This is a genomic window from Nocardiopsis sp. N85, assembly GCF_028882275.1.
In the GTDB taxonomy this organism is placed as follows: Bacteria; Actinomycetota; Actinomycetes; order Streptosporangiales; family Streptosporangiaceae; genus Nocardiopsis; species Nocardiopsis lambiniae.
This window is the reverse complement of record NZ_JARBUT010000001.1, coordinates 394,097-413,272: the sequence shown is the minus strand read 5'-3', so window position 1 is coordinate 413,272 and position 19,176 is coordinate 394,097. Positions and strand designations below refer to the sequence as shown.

18 protein-coding genes are annotated in these 19,176 nt (G+C 70.5%); 10 read left to right on the top strand and 8 right to left on the bottom strand.

From position 1 onward, the window contains the following. Nucleotides 1-72: 72 nt before the first annotated feature. Complete coding sequence (locus tag PWG71_RS01655) at nucleotides 73-1,191, bottom strand: PhoH family protein (RefSeq protein WP_274807649.1); 1,119 nt, start codon at nucleotides 1,189-1,191, stop codon at nucleotides 73-75. A 213-nt stretch (nucleotides 1,192-1,404) separates the two neighbouring features. Further along, nucleotides 1,405-1,758, bottom strand: a complete 354-nt coding sequence (locus PWG71_RS01650) for a histidine triad nucleotide-binding protein (RefSeq protein ID WP_274807648.1) — start codon at nucleotides 1,756-1,758, stop codon at nucleotides 1,405-1,407. Nucleotides 1,759-2,039: 281 nt separating this feature from the next. On the opposite strand from PWG71_RS01650, the gene PWG71_RS01645 reads away from it, so the two are divergent. Together PWG71_RS01645 and PWG71_RS01640 are read left to right on the top strand one after the other, a co-directional pair. Beyond that, entirely contained in the window at nucleotides 2,040-2,570 is a 531-nt protein-coding gene (locus PWG71_RS01645) for a SigE family RNA polymerase sigma factor (protein WP_073376023.1), read from the top strand. Beyond that, nucleotides 2,567-3,325 (top strand): hypothetical protein, encoded by a 759-nt coding sequence (locus tag PWG71_RS01640; protein WP_274807647.1) that lies wholly within the window; start codon nucleotides 2,567-2,569, stop codon nucleotides 3,323-3,325. Before PWG71_RS01645 ends, PWG71_RS01640 begins: the two co-directional genes overlap by 4 nt. Nucleotides 3,326-3,411: 86 nt before the next feature. Here the strand turns inward: PWG71_RS01640 and PWG71_RS01635 are convergent, their stop codons facing one another. The 3 genes from PWG71_RS01635 to hrcA are packed head-to-tail and all read right to left on the bottom strand — an operon-like array spanning nucleotide 3,412 to nucleotide 6,306. Beyond that, complete coding sequence (locus tag PWG71_RS01635; RefSeq protein WP_274807646.1) at nucleotides 3,412-4,149, bottom strand: 16S rRNA (uracil(1498)-N(3))-methyltransferase; 738 nt, start codon at nucleotides 4,147-4,149, stop codon at nucleotides 3,412-3,414. Further along, nucleotides 4,146-5,288, bottom strand: coding sequence for a molecular chaperone DnaJ (gene dnaJ / locus PWG71_RS01630; protein WP_274807645.1), 1,143 nt, complete (start codon nucleotides 5,286-5,288; stop codon nucleotides 4,146-4,148). Before dnaJ ends, PWG71_RS01635 begins: the two co-directional genes overlap by 4 nt. Nucleotides 5,289-5,292: 4 nt before the next feature. Continuing rightward, complete coding sequence (gene hrcA, locus PWG71_RS01625) at nucleotides 5,293-6,306, bottom strand: heat-inducible transcriptional repressor HrcA (RefSeq protein ID WP_274807644.1); 1,014 nt, start codon at nucleotides 6,304-6,306, stop codon at nucleotides 5,293-5,295. 122 nt (nucleotides 6,307-6,428) lie between these two features. Between hrcA and PWG71_RS01620 the strand changes: the two genes are divergently transcribed. Further along, a complete protein-coding gene (locus PWG71_RS01620; RefSeq protein WP_274807643.1) occupies nucleotides 6,429-7,265 on the top strand; it encodes a DUF3097 domain-containing protein in 837 nt (278 codons plus the stop codon). 97 nt (nucleotides 7,266-7,362) lie between these two features. Here PWG71_RS01620 and PWG71_RS01615 read toward each other — a convergent pair whose 3' ends face one another. Beyond that, nucleotides 7,363-8,172 carry a hypothetical protein gene (locus tag PWG71_RS01615; protein ID WP_274807642.1) on the bottom strand — a complete coding sequence of 270 codons (810 nt, stop codon included), beginning with the start codon at nucleotides 8,170-8,172 and terminating at the stop codon, nucleotides 7,363-7,365. Here PWG71_RS01615 and PWG71_RS01610 point away from each other — a divergent pair. Then, nucleotides 8,161-8,490 (top strand): DUF4870 domain-containing protein, encoded by a 330-nt coding sequence (locus PWG71_RS01610; protein ID WP_274807641.1) that lies wholly within the window; start codon nucleotides 8,161-8,163, stop codon nucleotides 8,488-8,490. The two genes, PWG71_RS01615 and PWG71_RS01610, sit on opposite strands and share 12 nt — an antisense overlap. A 42-nt stretch (nucleotides 8,491-8,532) precedes the next feature. Further along, complete coding sequence (locus PWG71_RS01605) at nucleotides 8,533-9,309, top strand: DUF4870 domain-containing protein (RefSeq protein ID WP_274807640.1); 777 nt, start codon at nucleotides 8,533-8,535, stop codon at nucleotides 9,307-9,309. A 59-nt stretch (nucleotides 9,310-9,368) separates the two neighbouring features. Here the strand turns inward: PWG71_RS01605 and hemW are convergent, their stop codons facing one another. Both hemW and PWG71_RS01595 read right to left on the bottom strand, forming a co-directional pair. Beyond that, a complete protein-coding gene (gene hemW / locus PWG71_RS01600) occupies nucleotides 9,369-10,601 on the bottom strand; it encodes a radical SAM family heme chaperone HemW (RefSeq protein ID WP_274807639.1) in 1,233 nt (410 codons plus the stop codon). A gap of 268 nt (nucleotides 10,602-10,869) precedes the next feature. Further along, nucleotides 10,870-11,928: a LacI family DNA-binding transcriptional regulator gene (locus PWG71_RS01595; protein ID WP_274807638.1), complete on the bottom strand. Its 1,059-nt coding sequence runs from the start codon at nucleotides 11,926-11,928 to the stop codon at nucleotides 10,870-10,872. A gap of 96 nt (nucleotides 11,929-12,024) precedes the next feature. Here PWG71_RS01595 and PWG71_RS01590 point away from each other — a divergent pair, with 96 nt between their 5' ends. The 5 genes from PWG71_RS01590 to PWG71_RS01570 all read left to right on the top strand — a co-directional run bounded on the left by PWG71_RS01590 (nucleotide 12,025) and on the right by PWG71_RS01570 (nucleotide 19,126). After that, entirely contained in the window at nucleotides 12,025-13,626 is a 1,602-nt protein-coding gene (locus PWG71_RS01590) for a glycoside hydrolase family 13 protein (protein ID WP_274807637.1), read from the top strand. 156 nt (nucleotides 13,627-13,782) lie between these two features. After that, nucleotides 13,783-15,054 carry a sugar ABC transporter substrate-binding protein gene (locus PWG71_RS01585; RefSeq protein WP_274807636.1) on the top strand — a complete coding sequence of 424 codons (1,272 nt, stop codon included), beginning with the start codon at nucleotides 13,783-13,785 and terminating at the stop codon, nucleotides 15,052-15,054. 306 nt (nucleotides 15,055-15,360) lie between these two features. Further along, complete coding sequence (locus PWG71_RS01580; RefSeq protein WP_274807635.1) at nucleotides 15,361-16,605, top strand: sugar ABC transporter substrate-binding protein; 1,245 nt, start codon at nucleotides 15,361-15,363, stop codon at nucleotides 16,603-16,605. Nucleotides 16,606-16,607: 2 nt separating this feature from the next. Next, nucleotides 16,608-18,221, top strand: coding sequence for an ABC transporter permease subunit (locus tag PWG71_RS01575; protein WP_274807634.1), 1,614 nt, complete (start codon nucleotides 16,608-16,610; stop codon nucleotides 18,219-18,221). Then, complete coding sequence (locus PWG71_RS01570) at nucleotides 18,218-19,126, top strand: sugar ABC transporter permease (RefSeq protein WP_274807633.1); 909 nt, start codon at nucleotides 18,218-18,220, stop codon at nucleotides 19,124-19,126. Before PWG71_RS01575 ends, PWG71_RS01570 begins: the two co-directional genes overlap by 4 nt. Nucleotides 19,127-19,176 lie beyond the last annotated feature (50 nt).

The window sequence follows — 19,176 nt, the reverse complement described above, 5'->3', positions numbered from 1 at the left end:
GCGCCGCGGGCAACGGAAGAACGGTGGACCCGCCTCACGCGGGTCCACCGGCTCCGTTGCCGTACTCGTCCCTTAGTCTGCCCGCTGTTGCGGGTGGGCGCTCCCCACCCCGTCGCCGTTCGGGACGTCGGCCCCCTCGATCCGGGGCGACAGGCCCTTCCCCCGACCGCCGCGACGCTCCTCGCGCCCGGGGTGCGGACCGTTCTCCCTGGCCGCGTCGTAACGGCCGTAGGCGTCGACGATCTGCCCGACCAGCTTGTGCCGGACGACGTCCTCGCTGCTCAGCTTGCAGAAGGCGATGTCGTCGATATCACGCAGGATCGACTCGATGGTGCGCAGTCCGCTGGCCTGCCCGTCGGGCAGGTCCACCTGTGTGACGTCACCGGTGACCACGATCTTGGACCCGAACCCCAGCCGCGTCAGGAACATCTTCATCTGCTCCGGCGAGGTGTTCTGCGCCTCGTCCAGGATGATGAAGGAGTCGTTGAGGCTGCGGCCCCTCATGTACGCCAGGGGGGCGACCTCGATGGTGCCGGCCGCCATCAGCTTGGGGATGGAGTCCGGGTCGAGCATGTCGTGCAGGGCGTCGTACAGCGGCCGCAGGTAGGGGTCGATCTTGTCGTAGAGGGTGCCGGGCAGAAAACCCAGCCGTTCGCCGGCCTCCACCGCCGGGCGGGTCAGGATGATGCGGTTGACCTGCTTGTCCTGGAGCGCCTTGACCGCCTTGGCCATCGCCAGGTAGGTCTTGCCGGTGCCCGCCGGGCCGATACCGAAGACGACGGTGTGCCGGTCGATGGTGTCGACGTACCGCTTCTGGTTGACCGTCTTGGGGCGGATGGTCTTGCCCCGGTTGGACAGGATGTTGGTGGTGAGCACGTCCGCCGGACGCTCGGTCCCCGGTGAGCGGAGCATGTGGACCATCCGCTCGATGGTGTCGGGGGTGACGTGGGTACCGCTCTTGGCGAGCTCGATGAGCTCCTCCACCAACCGGACGACGAGGGCGGTCTCCTCGGGGGCACCGCTGATGGTGAACTCGTTGCCGCGGACGTGGATGTCGCTCTCGAAGGCCCGTTCCAGCGCCCTGAGGAGCCGGTCCCCCGAACCCAGCAGGCTGATCATGGTGTGCTCGTCGGGCACCACGACCTTGACCTGGGTGTCCCGTCGCGGGTGCGTGTGCGTTGTCTCGGCCATGGTGTGGCCTTGCGGCCGCTGTCCCTGCCCTTCGGGGTCGGGCGCCCGTCCGATCCGACGGGCGGGGCGCCTCATGTGACGATCCGGACGTCGCTCTCCTGCGATGCCGGTGGGGCCTCGGCCGTAGGGATCCAGAGCCCCTACAACCCCGTGAAGCCCACGGTCACGAGTCTACCAAGGCGCCCCGCACCCCCTCGATCGGTTATTTCCGGCTCACCCGGGGGGCCAGTTGAGGCCGCGGCCGCCCAGAAGGTGTCCGTGCAGGTGGAAGACGGTCTGCCCGGCGCCGCTGCCGGTGTTGAACACCAGCCGGTAGCCGCTCTCGGCGATGCCCTCGGCCTCGGCGACCGCCCGGGCCTCGCGGACCACCGCGTCCACCAGTCCGGAGTCCGCCTCGGCGGCGCTGCCGGCGTCGGGGTAGTGCTCACGCGGGATGACCAGGACGTGGGTGGGCGCCTGGGGGTTGATGTCGCGGAAGGCGATGGTCCGCTCCCCCTCGCGGACGATCTCGGCGGGCACCTCTCCCCGCACGATCTTGCAGAACAGGCAATCGGCCTGTGTGGACATCGGAACCTCCGTCGTCGCGTCGGGTCGGCACCATGATGCCGCAGCCCGGGGGCGGTCCACCCTCGTCCTTTCCGCCCCGAAAAGCACTATTCACCATCGGGGCCTTCTTCGGCGCGATAGGCTTTTCCCCCGTGCGCCCCGGTCGGCCGATCACCGTCCACACCCGGTCGTTTCCGGGCGTATCCGGGTCCAACCGCACCCCTACCTGGAAAAGAAGAGGTATGCCCTTTCGTAAACCCCGCGACAAGGGTGTGCGTCGAACTGATGTGACGACAGAAACCATGGTGGCAGGAGCCACCACGGCACCCCTCGCCGTGGAGTGGGACGCCGACCATGCCGTGACGGAGCTCTACAGGGAGCACTACCGTCCGCTCGTCCGTCTCGCCTCCCTTCTCGTCCGCGATCACGCGACCGCGGAAGAGGTCGTCCAGGACTCCTTCGTCGCCATGCACGGCGCCTGGCGACGCCTGCGCGACCCGAACAAGGCCCTCTCCTACCTCCGCCAGGCGGTGGTGAACAAGGCCCGTTCCGTGCTGCGTCACAGGGCGGTCGTGGAGAAGCACGCGCCCAAGGCCCTACCCGACGCCCCCAGCGCCGAACACGGCGCGTTGAACCTGTTGGAGCGCGAGGCCGTCATCCGCGCCTTGCGCAAACTACCCACCCGTCAGCGAGAGGCGATCGTGCTCCGGTACTACGGCGACCTGTCCGAGGCACAGATCGCGGACGCCATGGGCATCAGCCGGGGTGCGGTCAAGAGCCACACCTCCCGAGGCATCTCCGCGCTCCGATCTGTTCTGGAGCAGACGACATGACGAGTCCCACAGATCCCACGAACGACGAGTTCGAAAACGGACTCCGCCAATTGCTCAAGGCCGAGGCCGACGCGGTCACGACCTCTCCCGAGGCGTTGAACCTCATCCGGGAACGGACCGCCCGCGATCGCACCGGCGCCTGGTTCGGGCTCCCCTGGCTGCGCCCCGTGCTGGCCGTGGCCGGGACCGTGCTCATCGCGGCGTCCGTGGTCATGTCCACGCCCCAGGTCCGCGACCAGGTGCTGGAAATGGTGCCCGCGGGCGCCGACCGGCAGGGCACCCCGCCCGAGGAGGACGCCGGCGGCGGCGTGGCGGCCCCCGTTCCCTCCGTCGAGCCCGAGGAGGAGGCCGCCACCCCCGAACGGAAGCCGTCGCCCTCCCCGTCCGAGGAACCGAGCGGATCCGCGGAGGAAGGCGACGGCGACGGGCCCGCGGCGACCACCGCCTGCCCGTCCACGGGTACCACCTCCACGGGGGATTCCTCGTCCGATGACGAGAAGAAGAAGAAGGAGGAGGACGAGCAGGACGACTGCGAGCCCTCCAAGGAGCCCACTCCCGACGGTGAGGAGCCGGACGGCTCCACCGGCGGGGGCACCGGTGACGGCTCGGGCGGCGGTGATTCCTCGGGAGGCGGCTCCACCGGCGGGGGCACCGGTGACGGCTCGGGCGGCGGGAGCGGTTCGGACGGCGGTTCCACCGGTGGCGACGGGAGCGGCACCGAACAGTCCACGTCCCAGTCCTCCGTCGGGGAGTGACCCGAGGACGCACGAGGACATGTGAGGAGGGGCGCCCCGGGATTCCCGGGGCGCCCCTCCTCACTGATTCCCGTTCGTGCGAGCGGCTACCAGCGTCCGGTGCGCGTCTGGAGGACCGCCAGGGCGGCCACCCCCGCCGTGGAGGTGCGCAGCACGCTCGGGCCCAGGAGGGCGCGCACGGCCCCCGCCCGGTCGAAGGCGTCGAGTTCGGCATCGGAGAACCCGCCCTCGGGCCCCACGACCAGGACGACGCCGGTTCCGTCCCCGGTGGGGACGGTCATCTCCGACAACCGCCGATCGGCGTCCTCGTGCAGGACGAGGCCCAGGTCGGCGGTGGCCAGCAGGTCGGCGACGACCGTCCGATCGGCGAGATCGGTCACCTCGGGCAGCCGGGCCCGACGGGCCTGTTTGCCGGCCTCCCGGGCGGTGGCCCGCCACTTGGCCAGGGACTTGGCCGTCCGGTCGCCCTTCCAGCGGGTGATGCTGCGTTCGGCCGTCCAGGGGACGATGACGTCGACACCGGCCTCGGTCATCATCTCCACGGCCGTTTCGCCCCGGTCCCCCTTGGCGAGCGCCTGGACCACGGTCAGTCGCGGACGCGGTGCGGGGTCGTCGACCCGTTCCAGGACCCGGCAGACGATGTGGTCCTTGGCGGTGTCGACGACCGTGCAGCGGGCGCGCAGCCCCAGGCCGTCGGCGAGGTCGACCGTCTCACCGGCCCGGATACGGCGCACCGCCGCGGCGTGGTGCCCCTCCGGACCGGCGAGGGTGATCGTGTCGGCCGCCAGGTCGGCGGTGTCGACGAGGAAGACCGGCGGCGTCACTTGCCCGCGCCGAAGGCGTCGCGGAGCTTGGAGAACAGGCCCCCGTGGCCGGGGCTGAACCGGCCGGGGGCGCGGTCCTCACCGCGCAACTCGGCGAGCTTGCGCAGCAGGGCCTCCTGCTCCTCGTCCAGCTTGCCCGGGGTCTCCACGTCGACGCGGATGCGCAGGTCGCCCCGGCCGCCGCCGTCGAGGTGGGTGACGCCCTTGTCGGACAGGGTGATGACGTGGCCCGAATTGGTGCCCGGACGCAGGTCGATGTTCTCGGTGCCGTCGAGGGTCTCGAAGGCGAAGGAGGCACCCAGCGCGGCCGCCGTCATGGGAACGGTGACCGTGCACTGGAGGTCGTCGCCGCGCCGCTCGAAGGTGGGGTGCGGCCGCTGGACGATCTCCAGGATGATGTCGCCGCGCGGGCCGCCGTTGGGTCCGACCTCGCCCTCGCCGGCGAGCTGGATGCGGGTGCCGTCGTCGACGCCGGCGGGGATCTTGACCGTGCGGGTGACCTTCTCCCGCACCCGGCCCTCTCCCGCGCAGTCGGGGCAGGGCTCGGGGATGACCGAGCCCTGGCCGGCGCACTGCGGGCAGGGGCGGGAGGTCATGACCTGGCCGAGGAAGGACCGGGTGACCTGGGAGACCTCGCCCTGGCCGTGGCACATGTCACAGGTGGTGCGATGGGTGCCGGCGGCGGTCCCCTCACCCTGGCAGGTGGCGCACAGGATGGCGGTGGGGAAGGTGATCTCCTTGGTCACGCCGAAGGCCGTCTCGGCGAGGTCGAGTTCGACGCGGATCTTGATGCTGCGTCCGCGCCGGACCCGGTCGCGCGGGCCGCGCCCACCGGGCTGCCCACCGCCGAAGAAGGCGTTCATGATGTCGTCGAAGGGGAACCCCGCGGCGCCGCCGAAGCCGCCCGCGCCGCCCCCGCCCGGGGCGAAGGGATCCTGGCCCATGTCGAACATCCGACGCTTGTTCTCGTCGGAGAGGACCTCGTAGGCCTGGGTCACCTCCTTGAAGCGCTCCTGGGTGGCGGGATCCGGATTGATGTCCGGGTGCAGCTCGCGTGCGAGCCTGCGGTACGCCTTCTTGATCTCGTCCTTGGAAGCGTCGCGACGCACACCGAGGACCTGGTAATAGTCTCTGGCCACTGAGTTACTGTCCTGCCAAAATCTGTCCGACATACCGAGCCACGGCGCGTACCGCTCCCATCGTCCCGGGGTAGTCCATCCGGGTGGGTCCCACGACACCGATCTTGGCGAGCGACTGGTTTCCCACACCGTAGTCGGCCGACACGATGGAGGTGGACCGCAGCCCCTCGTGGAAGTTCTCCGCGCCGATGCGCACCGTGAGCATGGACGGGTCCTTCGCCTCACCCAACAAACGGATGAGGACCATGTTCTCTTCCAATGCCTCCAGGACGTCCCTCAGGCTGGCGGCGAAATCGACCGCCGCGAGGTTGGCGGTGCCCGCGAGGACGATCTTCTCCTCGTGGCGTTCGACCAGACTCTCCAGCAAGACCGACAGGACGGATATCGCCATGGCGCGGTTCTCCTCGGGGACCTGACGCGGCAGGTCCTCGACCGCTCCGGGGACCGCCGCGAGGTGCAGTCCGGCGATGGCGCGATTGAGCATGCCGCGCAGGTCGGAGACCGCGTCGGCGTCGACCTCCCCCAGCCCGTCGATGACGCGCTGCTCGACCCGTCCGGTGTCGGTGATGACCACCATCATGAGCCGTTGCCCACCGAGGGGGACCAGTTCGACGTGCTGGACGGACGAACGGGTGAGGGAAGGGTACTGGACGATCGCCACCTGCCGGGTGAGCTGCGCGAGCAGCCTGACCGTACGGGCGACGATCTCGTCGAGGTCCACGGCGCCGGTGAGGAACGACTCGATCGCACGGCGCTCGGCGCCCGAGAGCGGCTTGACCGAGGAGAGCCGGTCGACGAAGAGCCGGTACCCCTTGTCCGTGGGCACGCGTCCGGCGCTGGTGTGGGGCTGGGTGATGTACCCGTCCTCTTCCAGTGCCACCATGTCGTTGCGAATGGTGGCCGGGGAGACACCGAGCCGATGACGATCGGCCAGGGCCTTGGACCCGACGGGTTCGTTGGTGTTGACGAAGTCCTCGACGACGGCACGCAGGACCGCGAGCTTGCGCTCATCCAGCACTCGTCACCTCCTGGCACTCCATGGTCCTCAGTGCTAATTCTATGCCCGAACGCAAACCCCGGCGGAGAGGCACGTCCTCTCTTCCCCTCCGACGCGGTGCACCGTCTGTAGACTGCACCACCGTGGCTACCAAGGGAACCGGCCGGTACGGCCGGGATGTGCTCGCCGAGGAGCGGCGACGGCCGAAGAACACGGTGCGCGAGGTCCCGCTGAGCCGGGATCTGGTGGTGGAGGACGTCGGGGAGGCGTTCTGCGGCGCCGTGGTCGGCTGGGACAAGGCGACCGTGACCCTGGAGGACCGGCACGGACGGCGTCGGGTCTTCGACCTGGCCCCGGCCGCGTTCCTGGTGGACGGTGGGCCGGTGACCCTGGTGCGGCCGGCCGCCGCCCCGAAGGGACCGTTGCGCAGCGCCTCCGGTTCGGTCGCCGTGACGGACCTGCGGGCGCGCACGGCGCGGGAGAGCCGTATCTACGTCGAGGGCGCCCACGACGCCGAACTCGTCGAGAAGGTGTGGGGACACGACCTGCGTGTGGAAGGCGTGGCCGTCGAGTTCCTGGAGGGGGTCGACGACCTGCCCGCGATCGTGGCGGAGTTCACGCCCGGCCCGGGGCGCCGGCTCGGGATCCTGGTCGACCACCTGGTCCCCGGGTCGAAGGAGTCGCGGATCGCGGAACGGGTACGGGGGGAACACGTCCTGGTGGCCGGACACCCCTACGTCGACGTGTGGCAGGCGGTGCGGCCCTCGGTGTTGGGCTTCTCCACCTGGCCGGACGTGCCCAAGGGGATCCCCTGGAAGGAGGGGGTGCTGGCGGCCTTGGGTTGGCGGATGGAGACGGGCGAGGCGTGGCGCCGGATCCTGGGCTCGGTCCGTACCTATGCTGACCTGGAACCGGCCCTGCTCGGTCGGGTGGAGGAGCTGATCGACTTCGTCACCGGCCCGCACCCGGGCGGGCCCTGAGCCGCTGCGCCTAGGATTTGAACCGGATATCGGATGCGAGGTCCGATCCACCTCCGGTCGTCGGTACAGCCCGGTGGACACGAGATAGCGCCCCCCATCAGCGGAGCCGAGGAAGAGCATGAGCGAGACCCCGACGAACCCCCCGTCCCCGGAGGACCCGGACCAAGGGCGGCGGCCCTCCGGTGAGCAGCAGGGCTACGAACAGTACGAACAGCAGGGTGAACAGCCCCAGCCACCCTCCCCCTACGCCCCGGAGTACGGTCAGGCGCAGCCGTCCGGCGGACAGCCGGCGTACGGAGCGCCCTCGGGCGCCCAGCAGGGCTACGAACAGCAGAGCGGACAGCCCTCCGGGCCCCACCCCGGTCATGGGCTGCCGCAGCAGCAGGGCTACGAGCAGGGACGGCCACAGGCCCACGGAGAGCCCTCCGGCGGCCGGCCCGCGTACGGACACCAGGGTCACGATCAGGCGCAGCAGCAGGCCTACGGACAGCAGCCCGACCCCGGGCAGCCGGGATACGGACAGCCGCAGCAACACCCCACCGGCGGCCGGCCCGACCCCGGGCAGCCGGGATACGGACAGCCGCAGCAACACCCCACCGGCGGCCGGCCCGCGTACGGGCGGCCGGAGTACGAACAGGCCCAGCCGCAGCCCGGGTTCGCTCCTCCCGGCGGCTCCGAGCAGCAGGCGTACGGCGGGCAGCCCTACGGGCGACCGCAGCCGCCCCAGCCCCAGTACGGCGGACAGCCGCAGTACGGGCAGCCGCACCCCCCGCAGGCGCAGCCCGCCTACGGACAGCCCCAGCAGCCTCAGCAGTACGGGCAGCCGCAGCCCGGCGTTCCCGGAGCACCCGGTGCGACCGCCCAGGGCGGGTCCGACAACGACACCCTGGTGGCGATGCTCGCCCACCTGTCCGGATTCGTCATCGCCTGCCTGGGCTGGATCCCGCCGCTGGCGATCTACTTCGCCAAGCGGAACGGCTCCCCGTACGTGCGCCACCACGCCGCCGAGGCGGCGAACTTCCAGATCACCCTGCTGATCCCGTACGTCTTCGCCTGGGTGGTCTTCATCGGTCTGGGTATCTTCTTCCCGAACCTGTCCTGGATCGGCTCGCTTCTCATCGCACTGATATGGATCGTTTCGATCGTGTTCGGCGTCCTAGGAGCGAACGGGGCCAACAAGGGAACGTGGTACCGCTACCCGGTCAGCATCCGTCTGCTCAAGTGATCGCCCGTACACACGAGCGCACTCGTCCTTAAGGAATCCGATATGTCCCATCCCAACACTCCCCCACCCGAGGACCCGTACGGCCAGAACCCCTACCAGGGCGGACAGGACCCGTACGGCCAGAATCCTCAGCATGGTGGGCAGGACCCCTACGGCCAGAATCCTCAGCATGGTGGGCAGGACCCCTACGGCCAGAACCCCCAGCAGGGGGGACAGGGATACCCGAGCGGCGGCTACCCGTCGCCCTCCGGCGGCCAGCCCGGCTACCAGGGTCCCTCCGGCGGCCAGCCCGGCTACCAGGGCCCGTCCGGTGGACAGCCCGGTTACCCGCCGCAGGGCGGCTACCAGGAGCAGACCGGCGGCTACCAGGCCCCCGGCCACCAGCCGGGTTACGGCGCGACGCCGCACGGCGGTCACGGCGGACCCTCGTCGGCGACGACCGGCCAGCCCAACCCGGATGAGAAGCAGATGGGCATGTTCGCCCACCTGGGCGGCATGCTCGGCTTCCTCCTGACCTGCGGTTACCTGGGCGTCGTCGCCCCCCTGATCATCTTCCTGGTGAAGAAGGACGAGTCCCCCTACGTGCGGGACCAGTCCACGCAGGCGCTCAACTTCCAGATCATCCTGCTGATCGGGATCGTGGCCGCCAGCTTCTTCTCGTTCTTCCTCGGCATCTTCCTGCCCTTCATCGTCTTCATCGCCTGGCTCCTGTGGTTCGCCCTGTGGGTGGGCGGACTCGTGTTCGGGATCCTCGGCACCGTGGCGGCGAACAAGGGCGAGTGGTACCGCTACCCGTTCAACGTGTCCTGGATCAAGTAGGTCCCTGAAGTGGAGAGGGGCCCGATCGGTGATCGGGCCCCTCGTCGTGCGCGGAACGCTCAGGTGAGATCGCGGACGACGGCGTCGGCCAGCAGCCGTCCCCGGCGGGTGAGCACGGCGCGACCGGCCCGGTGCGCGTCGGCGTCCAGGAGCCCCTCGGCGACGGCGCGGGCGGCGGCCGTCCGCCCCTCGGGTTCGAGCAGGTCGAGCGGACAGCCCTGTTCGACCCGCAGTTCGAGGAGGATGCGCTCGAAGCGGCGCTCGTCCTCGGTGAGCACCTCGCGGGCGTGGGCGGGGCTGGCGCCCTCGGCGAGCCGGGCGGCGTAGGCGGCCGGGTGCTTGACGTTCCACCAGCGGGTTCCGCCGATGTGACCGTGGGCGCCGGGACCGACGCCCCACCAGTGGGCTCCGGTCCAGTAGAGCATGTTGTGCCGGCTGCGCCCTTCGACGGTGCGCGCCCAGTTGGACACCTCGTAGGGGGTGAACCCGGCGGCGGCCAGGATCGTGTCGGCCATCAGGTAGCGGTCGGCCATCGTGTCGTCGTCGGGTTCGGCGAGTTCGCCGCGCCGGACCCGGGCGGCCAGGCGGGTGCCCTCCTCGACGATGAGCGAATAGGCGGAGACGTGGTCCGGACCCGCCGCCACGGCGGCCTCCAGGGAGGCACGCCAGTCGTCGTCGCCCTCGCCGGGCGTGCCGTAGATGAGGTCGAGGTTGACGTGCTCGAACCCGGCCTCCCGGGCCCAGGTGACGCACTGTTCGGGACGGCCGGGGGTGTGCCCGCGCTCCAGGACGCGCAGCACGTGCGCGCGGGCGCTCTGCATGCCGAAGGACACCCGGGTGAAGCCGGCCTCGCGCAGGCGGGCCAGGTACTCGGGGGTGACGGTCTCGGGGTTGGCCTCGGTGGTGACCTCCGCGCCGGGTTCGAGGCCGAACCGGTCGGCGATGGCCGCGAGAACGCGGCCCAGGTCCTCGGCGGGCAGCAGGGTGGGGGTGCCGCCGCCGACGAACACCGTGCTCACGGCGGGGCGCACGCCCTCCAGGACCCGGTCGGCGAGGGCGATCTCGGCGATGGCCTGGTCGGCGTAGGTGTCGCGGGAGGCGACGGCGGTGCCGTCGCGGGAGACCAGTTCCTCGGCGGTGTAGGTGTTGAAGTCGCAGTAGCCGCAGCGGGTGACGCAGAAGGGCACGTGGACGTAGAACCCCAGCGGCCGGTCGCCGAGTTCGGCGAGTGAGGCCTCCGGCAGGGCGCCGGTGCGCGGTACGGGTTCGCCGTCGAGGGCAACGGAAGGCATGTACCCAGTGTCACCGACCCGCCGGTGTGCCCGATCCGCCCCGGTCGGGCGGGAGAGGTCGCCCGCGGGCGCGGCCCCGGGACCCCGGCGGGGGCTCCGCGGAGGGTGTTCGCCGAAGGTCCCGGATCGTCGGGGGCCGCGCCGACCTCGCGCGGAGCGGCCCCTCCCCGTCCGGGGAGGGGCCTTTGCCGGCCGCCCGGTTCGCGGAACGGGTCGGGGTCCGGGGGAAGCGGGTCCGAAGGACGGACCGGGGGGTGCGAAGGACGGGTCAGAGGGCGGAGCCCTGGACGGAGGCGCCGTCGAGGGGGACCCGGGCCGCTCCGGCGCCGGGGGCGATGCCGGTGGAGCCGCGCACGACCAGTTCCGGGCCGAACATGTACTCGGTGTGCGAGACCGGGTGTCCGGCGATCTCGTCGCACAGGGCGCGGGCGGCGGCCAACGCCATGGCGTTGATCGGCTGGCGCACGGTGGTCAGCGGGGGGTCGGTGAACGCGATGAGCTGGGAGTCGTCGTAGCCCACCACCGAGAAGTCCCGGGGGACGCTCAGCCCGCGCTGGCGGGCCGCGCGGATCGCGCCCAGCGCCATCATGTCCGATCCGCAGACCATCGCGGTGACGCCGCGTTCGATGAGCCGGCCGGCGGCGGCGTGGCCGCCCTCGACGCCGAACAGGGACAGTTCGACGAGGTCGGAGCCGTTCAGGCCGTGCCGGCGCAGCGCCTGGTGGTAGCCCTCCAGCTTGCGGCGCACGGGGACGTAGCGTTCGGGGCCGCTGGTGAAGCCGATCCGGGTGTGGCCGAGGGCGACGAGGTGGTCGACGGCCAGTCGACCGGCCTCGCTGTCGTCACAGGAGATGAACGCGGCCGGGATCTCCTCGGCGAACCCGTTGACCAGCACGATGGGGAGCCGACGGGAGACCAGGGCCCGGTAGCGGTCGTGGGAGGACGTCGTGTCGGCGTGCTTGCCCGACACGAACAGGATGCCCGAGACGTTGCGCTCCAGGAGCAGTTCGACGTACTCGTCCTCGGTTATCCCGCCGGGGGTCTGCGTGCACAGCACCGGCGTGTAGCCGCGCTGGGCCAGGGCCCCCTCGGCGGCCTGGGCGAACATCGGGAAGACCGGGTTGTCCAGTTCGGGGATGACCATGCCCACCAGACCGGCGGAGCGTTGTCTCAGCCGAGCGGGGCGTTCGTAACCGAGGACGTCCAGCGCGGTCAGGACGGCTTTACGGGTTTCGCTGCCAACGCCGGGTTTGTCGTTGAGCACCCGCGAGACCGTCGCCTCGCTGACACCTGCGTGCCGCGCGATGTCGGCAAGTCGTGGACCCATGGTGGCAACTCTAGTCGAGATCGCCGTCACATGGTTGAAAGTTGGCGGTAACCTTGCGCAAGAACTTGCAGCCACCGACCGGGAAGGACCCCCACGATGACCCATGAGTCGCACTGGTGGCGCGACGCGGCCATCTACCAGATCTACGTCCGCAGTTTCGCCGACTCCAACGGGGACGGCGAGGGCGACCTCAACGGGATCCGCGAGCGTCTGCCCCACCTGGCCGAGCTGGGCGTGGACGCGATCTGGTTGACCCCGTTCTACGTCTCCCCGCTCGCCGACGGCGGCTACGACGTCGCCGACTACCGCGACGTCGACCCGCGTTTCGGCTCCCTGGAGGACTTCGACGCGCTCCTGGCCACCGCGCACGGGCTGGGCGTCCGCGTCATCATCGACGTGGTCCCCAACCACACCTCCTCCGCCCACCGGTGGTTCCGTGAGGCCGTGGCGGCCGAGCCCGGCGATCCCGCCCGCTCCCGCTACGTCTTCCGGGACGGCAAGGGCCCCGACGGGGAGGAACCGCCCAACAACTGGAAGTCGATCTTCGGCGGTGCCGCGTGGACGCGGCTCAAGCGTCCGGACGGCACCCCCGAGCAGTGGTACCTGCACCTGTTCGACGCCGAGCAGCCCGACCTGGACTGGACGGACCAGGAGGTGCACGACGAGTTCGACGACGTCCTGCGGTTCTGGTTGGACCGGGGTGTGGACGGGTTCCGCATCGACGTCGCCCACGGCATGGTCAAGGACCCGGCGCTGCCCGACATCGCCGAGGGCGCCAAGGCCGACCTGCTCGACGGCAGCACCACCCTGCCCTACTTCGACCAGGAGGGCGTGCACGACATCTACCGGCGCTGGTCGACGATCGCCGCGTCCTACCCGGGCGAGCGCACGCTGGTCGCCGAGGCATGGGTGGAGCAGGCCGAGCGGATCGCCCGCTACCTGCGCCCCGACGAGCTGCACCAGGCGTTCAACTTCGAGTACCTGACCGCTCCGTGGGACGCCGCGCGGCTGCGCACGGTGATCGACGGTTCCCTGGCCGCCAACGGCGCCGTGGGGGCGACCACCACGTGGGTGCTGTCCAACCACGATGTGACCCGCCACGTCACACGGTTCGGCGGCGGGGAGCAGGGTCTGCGCCGGGCCCGGGCGGCCACCCTGCTGATGCTGGCGCTGCCCGGTTCGGTCTACCTGTACCAGGGTGAGGAGCTGGGGCTTCCCGAGGTCACCGACCTGCCGGAGGAGTCGCTCCAGGACCCGACGTGGGAGCGCTCCGGGCGCACCGAGCGCGGTCGCGACGGCTGCCGGGTGCCGCTGCCGTGGGAGGAGGGGACCGCGCCGTTCGGGTTCGGCCCCGAGGGTTCCACGCCGTGGCTTCCCATGCCCGAGGGGTGGAGCGCGCTGGCGCGCACCGCGCAGCGGGGCGTGGCGGGTTCCACGCTGGAGCTGTACACCCGCGCCCTGGGGCTGCGCCGTGAACTGGAGGCGCTCGGCGACGGCGCGATGACCTGGCTGGAATCGCCGGAGGACGTGCTGTTCTTCGAGCGCGAGCCGGGCGTGCGCGTGGCGGTCAACCTCGGTGGGGAGCCGGTGGAGCTGGCGACCGGCGGTGAGGTGCTGCTGGCCAGTGGCCCCGTGGACGCCCCGGCCGAGGGTTCGCTGACGCTGCCCGCCGAGAGCGCGGTGTGGCTGCGCGTGTGACGGAGGCGGCGGTGCGCCGCGCGGCCCCGGCGCACCGCCGGGGCCGCCCCGCCCTCTCCTCCCCTTCCCCCCTTCCGGCCGGGTGTTCCACACGCCCGGCCGTCCCGTATCGGAACCCTTCCCCCACCCTTCAGCCCCGGTTCCCAGGAGGTCGGTGTGAACCCCGCACCCGTACGCCCCTCTTCCCGTCCCCGCGCGGCCCTGGTCGGCGCCGTCGCCTGTACCTCGCTGCTACTGACCTCGGCCTGCGCCTCCGATGACGACGCGGCCACCGCCCCGACGAGCGGCGGTCACCTGATCGTGTGGGCCGACGACGAACGCGCCCTCGCCCTGATGACCTTCGCCGAGTCCTACTCGCGCACCACGGGTGCCCAGGTGGAGATCGTCGTGGTCGAGAACGAGGAACTGCGCTCGGCCTTCCTCGACTCCCACGCCGGCGGTCTGGGGCCCGACATCCTGGTGGGCCCGCACGACTGGACCGGTGAGCTGGTCGCGGCCGGGGCGATCGCCCCCGTGGACCTGGACCCGCGGGCCGACGCCGACCTGTTCACGGGAGGGGCGCTGGACGCGCTGACCGTGGACGGTCGGGTGTACGGGATCCCCTACGCCACCGAGAACCTGGCGTTGCTCCGCAACACCGATCTGGCCCCGGACGAGCCGGCGACCTTCGAGGAACTCGTCGCGACGGGCGAGGCACTGGTGGGCTCGCAGGGGGTGGAACGACCGCTGGGCCTACAGGTGGGCGAGGACGGCGACGCCTACCACCTGCACCCCCTGTTCACCTCGGCGGGCGGTGAGCTGTTCGGTTCGAACACCGACGGGGAACCCGATCCCACCGACCTCCGGGTGGACGACCCGGAGTCGATCGCCGCGTTCGAGCGCCTGGGGGAACTGGGCGAGGGCGGCACGGGGGCGCTGACCCGGAAGGTCGACTCGGGGAACGCGGGTCGGCTGTTCGAGGAGGGACGGACTCCGTTCCTGGTGAGCGGCCCGTGGAGCGTCGCGGCGATCCGAGAGGCCGGTGTGCCCTACGCGGTGGGCCCGATCCCCCCGTTCGAGGACGGGGGCCCGGCCCGGCCGCTGATCGGTGTGCAGGCGTTCTTCCTCTCCTCGGGGGCCGCCGAACCCGAACTGGCGGCGCGGCTGGCGACCGACTTCACCGCCAATCCGGAGTTCTCGGTGATCCTCTACGAGGCCGACCCCCGCGTCCCGGCGCTGATGACGGCGCTGGACGTGGTCGCCGAGCAGGATCCGGACCTGGAGGAGTTCCAGCGCGCGGGCGAACTCGGGACGCCGATGCCGGCGATCCCGGAGATGGAGGCGGTGTGGACGCCGTTGAGCGAGGCCGGCGCCGCCGTGATCGGCGGAGCCGACGCGGAGGAGCAGGCGCGGCTGGCGGCCGATCGCATCCGGTCCGGGTTCGAGTGACCCGCTTGCGGTGAGGCCCCGCCGATTGCGCCGGGTTCTTGCAGGTCAACGGGTAATGGTGTGACCAAATGGTGCATCATCACAGATAGCATCAACGCACCGTGACGCTTCGGCGACACAGGGAACCCGATCACACGATCGTTTCCATGGCGTTTCCACATCTTTATCCCGGAGGCCTGCAAACTCTTTCAATGATTGCAAGTTATTGCTAACGTCACATCACCACGCATGCCGAGGGCACACCCCGGATCGTCCGGCGGACCGCATGCGCGGCCCCTCAGTTCGGCCTCTCGGAAGGAAGACACCATGAGATTCCGCAGCGCACCTGCGGTCGCGGGGATCGCCGCGATCGCACTGATGGCGACCGCATGCGGAGGCGGCGGCGGTGAGGACACCGAGAGCGGCGCCGAGACCACCCTGGTCATCTGGTCCGACCCCGAGCGCGCCGCCGCCATCGAGACCGCCGCGCAGGAGTTCGCGGAGACCAACGGCGTCGAGGTCGACGTACAGGAACTGGCCTTCGGCGACATCCAGGGCGACCTGCTCAACGCCCACCAGGCCGGCAACGCCCCCGACATCTTCATCGGCGCCCACGACTGGACCGGCAACCTGGTCCGCAACGGCGCCGTGCAGCCCGTCGAGCTCCCCCAGGACCGCGCCGCCGCGCTGGACGAGACCTCGGTGCAGGCCCTCACCTACGACAGCCAGCTCTTCGGTGTGCCGTACTCGCAGGAGAACATCTTCCTGATGCGCAACACCGAACTGGCTCCGGACGCCCCGGAGACCTTCGAGGAGCTCGTCGAGGTCGGCACCACCCTGAAGGAGGACGGCGAGACCAGCGAGGTGCTGTCCATGGCGGTCGGCCAGGAGGGCGACCCCTACCGGATGAACGCCCTGTTCGCCTCAGCCGGGGGTTACCTCTTCGGTCAGGACGCCGACGGCAACTGGGACCCGGACGACCTGGGCCTGAACACCGACGAGTCCATCGCCGCCATGGAGAAGATCGCCGAGTACGGCGAAGAGGGCGAAGGCGTGCTGCGCCGCTCCATCGACACCCAGAACGACGCCGCGCTGTTCTTCGACGGTGAGGCCCCGTTCTTCATCGCCGGCCCGTGGAACATCGGTGACGCCGACGCGTCCGACATCGACTACGCCATCAGCCCGATCCCGGGCTTCGAGGGTGAGGGTCCGGCCAGCCCCTACATCGGCTACCAGGCCTTCTTCGTGACCGAGGGCGGCGCCAACAGCGCCCTGGCCCAGGAGTTCCTGGCCAACCACGTCACCGACGCCGACTTCATCCTGAGCCTGTACGAGGCCGACCCGCGCACCCCGGTCCAGCTGGAGGCGCTGGAGGAGGTCTCCGCCGACGACGCCAACATCGCCGCGATCGCCGAGGCCGGCGCCGAGGGCACCCCCATGCCGTCCATCCCCGAGATGGGCGAGACCTGGGAGCCGCTGGGCAAGGCCGAGGCCGCGATCATCGGTGGGGCCGACGTCCGCGAGACCATGGAGAGCGCTCACGACACGATCGCCGAGAAGATCGGCGGGTAGGCGTGGCCTCCGACAGCAACGCGGGCGCCCCCGGACCGGGGGTGCCCGCCCGCACCTCCCCGTCCGGGGGACGCTCCTCCGGCTCCGGCTCCCTCTGGGGACAGCTGGTCAAGATCTCCCTGCTCGGTCTGTTCACCGCCCTCGCCGTCTGGGCGGTCCTGCCGCTGTACGTGGACGGCAACTGGTGGGGCATGGCGGTCGTGGCGGCCGTCCTCGTCCTCGTCTACCTGGTGTACCTGTCCAAGCGGACGGTGCCCCTCAAGTACCTGCTCCCCGGCGTGCTGCTGCTGGTGGCCTTCCAGATCCTGCCGGTGCTCTACACGATGAGCACCTCGGTGACGAACTTCAGCGACGGCCACCGGGGCGACAAGGACCAGGCCATCGCCGCCATCGAGGCCTACTCGGTGACCCGCGCCGAGCAGGGCCGCGAGTTCGGTCTGACCGTCGCGACCGTCGGAGACCCCGACCTCGGCGAACTGGTCTTCCTGCTCACCGACACCGAGGGCACCCCTTACGTCGGTGACATCGAAGGGCTGCGTCCCCTCGACGACGCCACCGTCGATCCCGGTTCGGGACGCGTCACCGAGGCGTTCGGATACACCGTCCTGACGCCCGCCCAGGTCAACGCGCGCAGTCGGGAACTGGAGGAGTTCGCCGTCCCCGTCGGCGACGGCTCGGGCATCCGGGCCAACAGCCTGTCCACCGCCTACGAGGGCAGGGCCACCCGGGTCTACGACGCGGACTGCGACTGCGTCACCGACACCGAGACCGGCGTCGTCTACACCGCCGACGACGAACGGGGCGCGTTCTACGACGAGGACGGGCAGCGGCTCCCCCAGGGCTGGCAGGTGAACGTCGGCTTCGACAACTTCGCCCGCTTCCTGTTCAACCCGACGTTCGCCTCCTCGTTCTTCTCCATCCTGGTGTGGAACATCGCCTTCGCCGTGAGCATCACCTTCCTGGTGTTCGTCGTGGGTCTGGCGATCGCCCTCACGCTGCACACGCCGCGGCTGCGCGGCAAGGTCGTGTACAGGGTCCTGGTGGTCCTGCCGTACGCGATGAGCTCGCTGGCGATGTACCTGCTCTGGCGGGACATGTTCAACACCGACTTCGGCCTGTTCAACCAGTTGTTGGGGACGAACGTCGACTGGTTGGGCGACGCCTGGACGGCCCGGTTCGCGGTCATCCTCGCCAACGTGTGGCTCGGATACCCGTACATGTTCCTGGTCGCCACCGGCGCCCTCCAGGCGATCCCGCGCGAGCTGACCCAGGCGGCGCGGATCGACGGGGCCGGGGCCTGGCAGGCGTTCCGGCACGTGACCCTGCCGATGCTCATGGTCGCGATGACGCCGATCCTCATCGCGACGTTCGCGTTCAACTTCAACAACTTCAACGCGGTGTGGCTGATCACCAAGGGCGGACCGTTCCCGTCGAACGACCCGTCCGCCGGGGCCACCGACCTGCTCATCACCTACACCTACCGGATGGCCTTCAGCCAGGCCACGGCCGAGTACGGGTACGCGGCGGCGCTGTCGGTGATGATCTTCGTGATCGTCTCCGTGATGTCGGTGATCAGCCTCAGTCGCAGCAAGGCCTTGCAGGAGGTGGACCGATGACCGCGCAGACCTCCGAGAGGGGCACCCGGGCGACCTACCGCAGGAGCCCCGGCAGCGCGTTCGCGCTGTGGGCGGGACGGGTCGGGTGGCGGCACCTGGTGATGATCGTGGTCGCCGCGTTCGCGCTGTTCCCGGTGCTGTTCGTCGTGTCGGCCGCGGTCAACCCGGTGGGCACGCTCAGCAGCGCCCGACTGTGGCCGACCGGGGCCGGGTTCGACAACGCCCGGGACCTCTTCACGAACACGCCGTTCACCACCTGGTACGCCAACTCGCTGTTCTTCGCGCTGACCAACGCCGTCGTGACGGTGCTGCTGTCGGCGCTGGCGGCGTACGCGTTCAGCCGGATGCGCTTCAGGGGCCGCCGGGTGGGGATGATCGGCCTGCTGATCATCCAGATGTTCCCGCAGTTCCTGGCGATCGTCGCGATCTACCTGATGTTCAGCACCATCGGCGAGTACCGGCCGGAGATCGGTTTCGACACCCGGTGGGGGCTGCTGCTGGTCTACCTGGGCGGTGCCCTGAGCATCAACACGTGGTTGATGAAGGGCTTCTTCGACACGGTGCCCAAGGAGCTCGACGAGTCCGCGCAGATGGACGGGGCCACCCACGCGCAGGTGTTCTTCAGGATCATGCTGCCGCTGGTCACCCCGGTGCTGGCGATCGTGGGGCTGCTGGTGTTCATCTCCACCATCAACGAGTTCCTCATGGCCAGCGTGTTCCTGCGCGACACCGGGGCCAAGACCCTGGGACTGGGCCTGTACCAACTGGTGGAGTCGCAGCGCAACGCCAACTTCGGGATGTTCGCGGTGGGGGCGATCATGCTGTCGCTGCCGACACTGATCGTGTTCTGGTTCCTCCAGCGCTACATCACCGAGGGTCTGACCGCGGGGGCGGTCAAGGGCTGAGCGACCCGTCGCACGCGAGAGGGGCGCCCCGATGGTCGAGGGGCGCCCCT

Coding starts and splice junctions, on each gene's coding strand:
- PWG71_RS01610 (WP_274807641.1), top strand. CDS start 8,161: ATGCTCGCCCACCTGTCCGGATTCGTCATCGCCTGCCTGGGCTGGATC.
- PWG71_RS01640 (WP_274807647.1), top strand. CDS start 2,567: ATGACGAGTCCCACAGATCCCACGAACGACGAGTTCGAAAACGGACTC.
- PWG71_RS01655 (WP_274807649.1), bottom strand. CDS start 1,191: ATGGCCGAGACAACGCACACGCACCCGCGACGGGACACCCAGGTCAAG.
- PWG71_RS01580 (WP_274807635.1), top strand. CDS start 15,361: ATGAGATTCCGCAGCGCACCTGCGGTCGCGGGGATCGCCGCGATCGCA.
- PWG71_RS01605 (WP_274807640.1), top strand. CDS start 8,533: ATGTCCCATCCCAACACTCCCCCACCCGAGGACCCGTACGGCCAGAAC.
- hemW (WP_274807639.1), bottom strand. CDS start 10,601: ATGCCTTCCGTTGCCCTCGACGGCGAACCCGTACCGCGCACCGGCGCC.
- PWG71_RS01570 (WP_274807633.1), top strand. CDS start 18,218: ATGACCGCGCAGACCTCCGAGAGGGGCACCCGGGCGACCTACCGCAGG.
- PWG71_RS01645 (WP_073376023.1), top strand. CDS start 2,040: ATGGTGGCAGGAGCCACCACGGCACCCCTCGCCGTGGAGTGGGACGCC.
- PWG71_RS01595 (WP_274807638.1), bottom strand. CDS start 11,928: ATGGGTCCACGACTTGCCGACATCGCGCGGCACGCAGGTGTCAGCGAG.
- PWG71_RS01590 (WP_274807637.1), top strand. CDS start 12,025: ATGACCCATGAGTCGCACTGGTGGCGCGACGCGGCCATCTACCAGATC.
- PWG71_RS01650 (WP_274807648.1), bottom strand. CDS start 1,758: ATGTCCACACAGGCCGATTGCCTGTTCTGCAAGATCGTGCGGGGAGAG.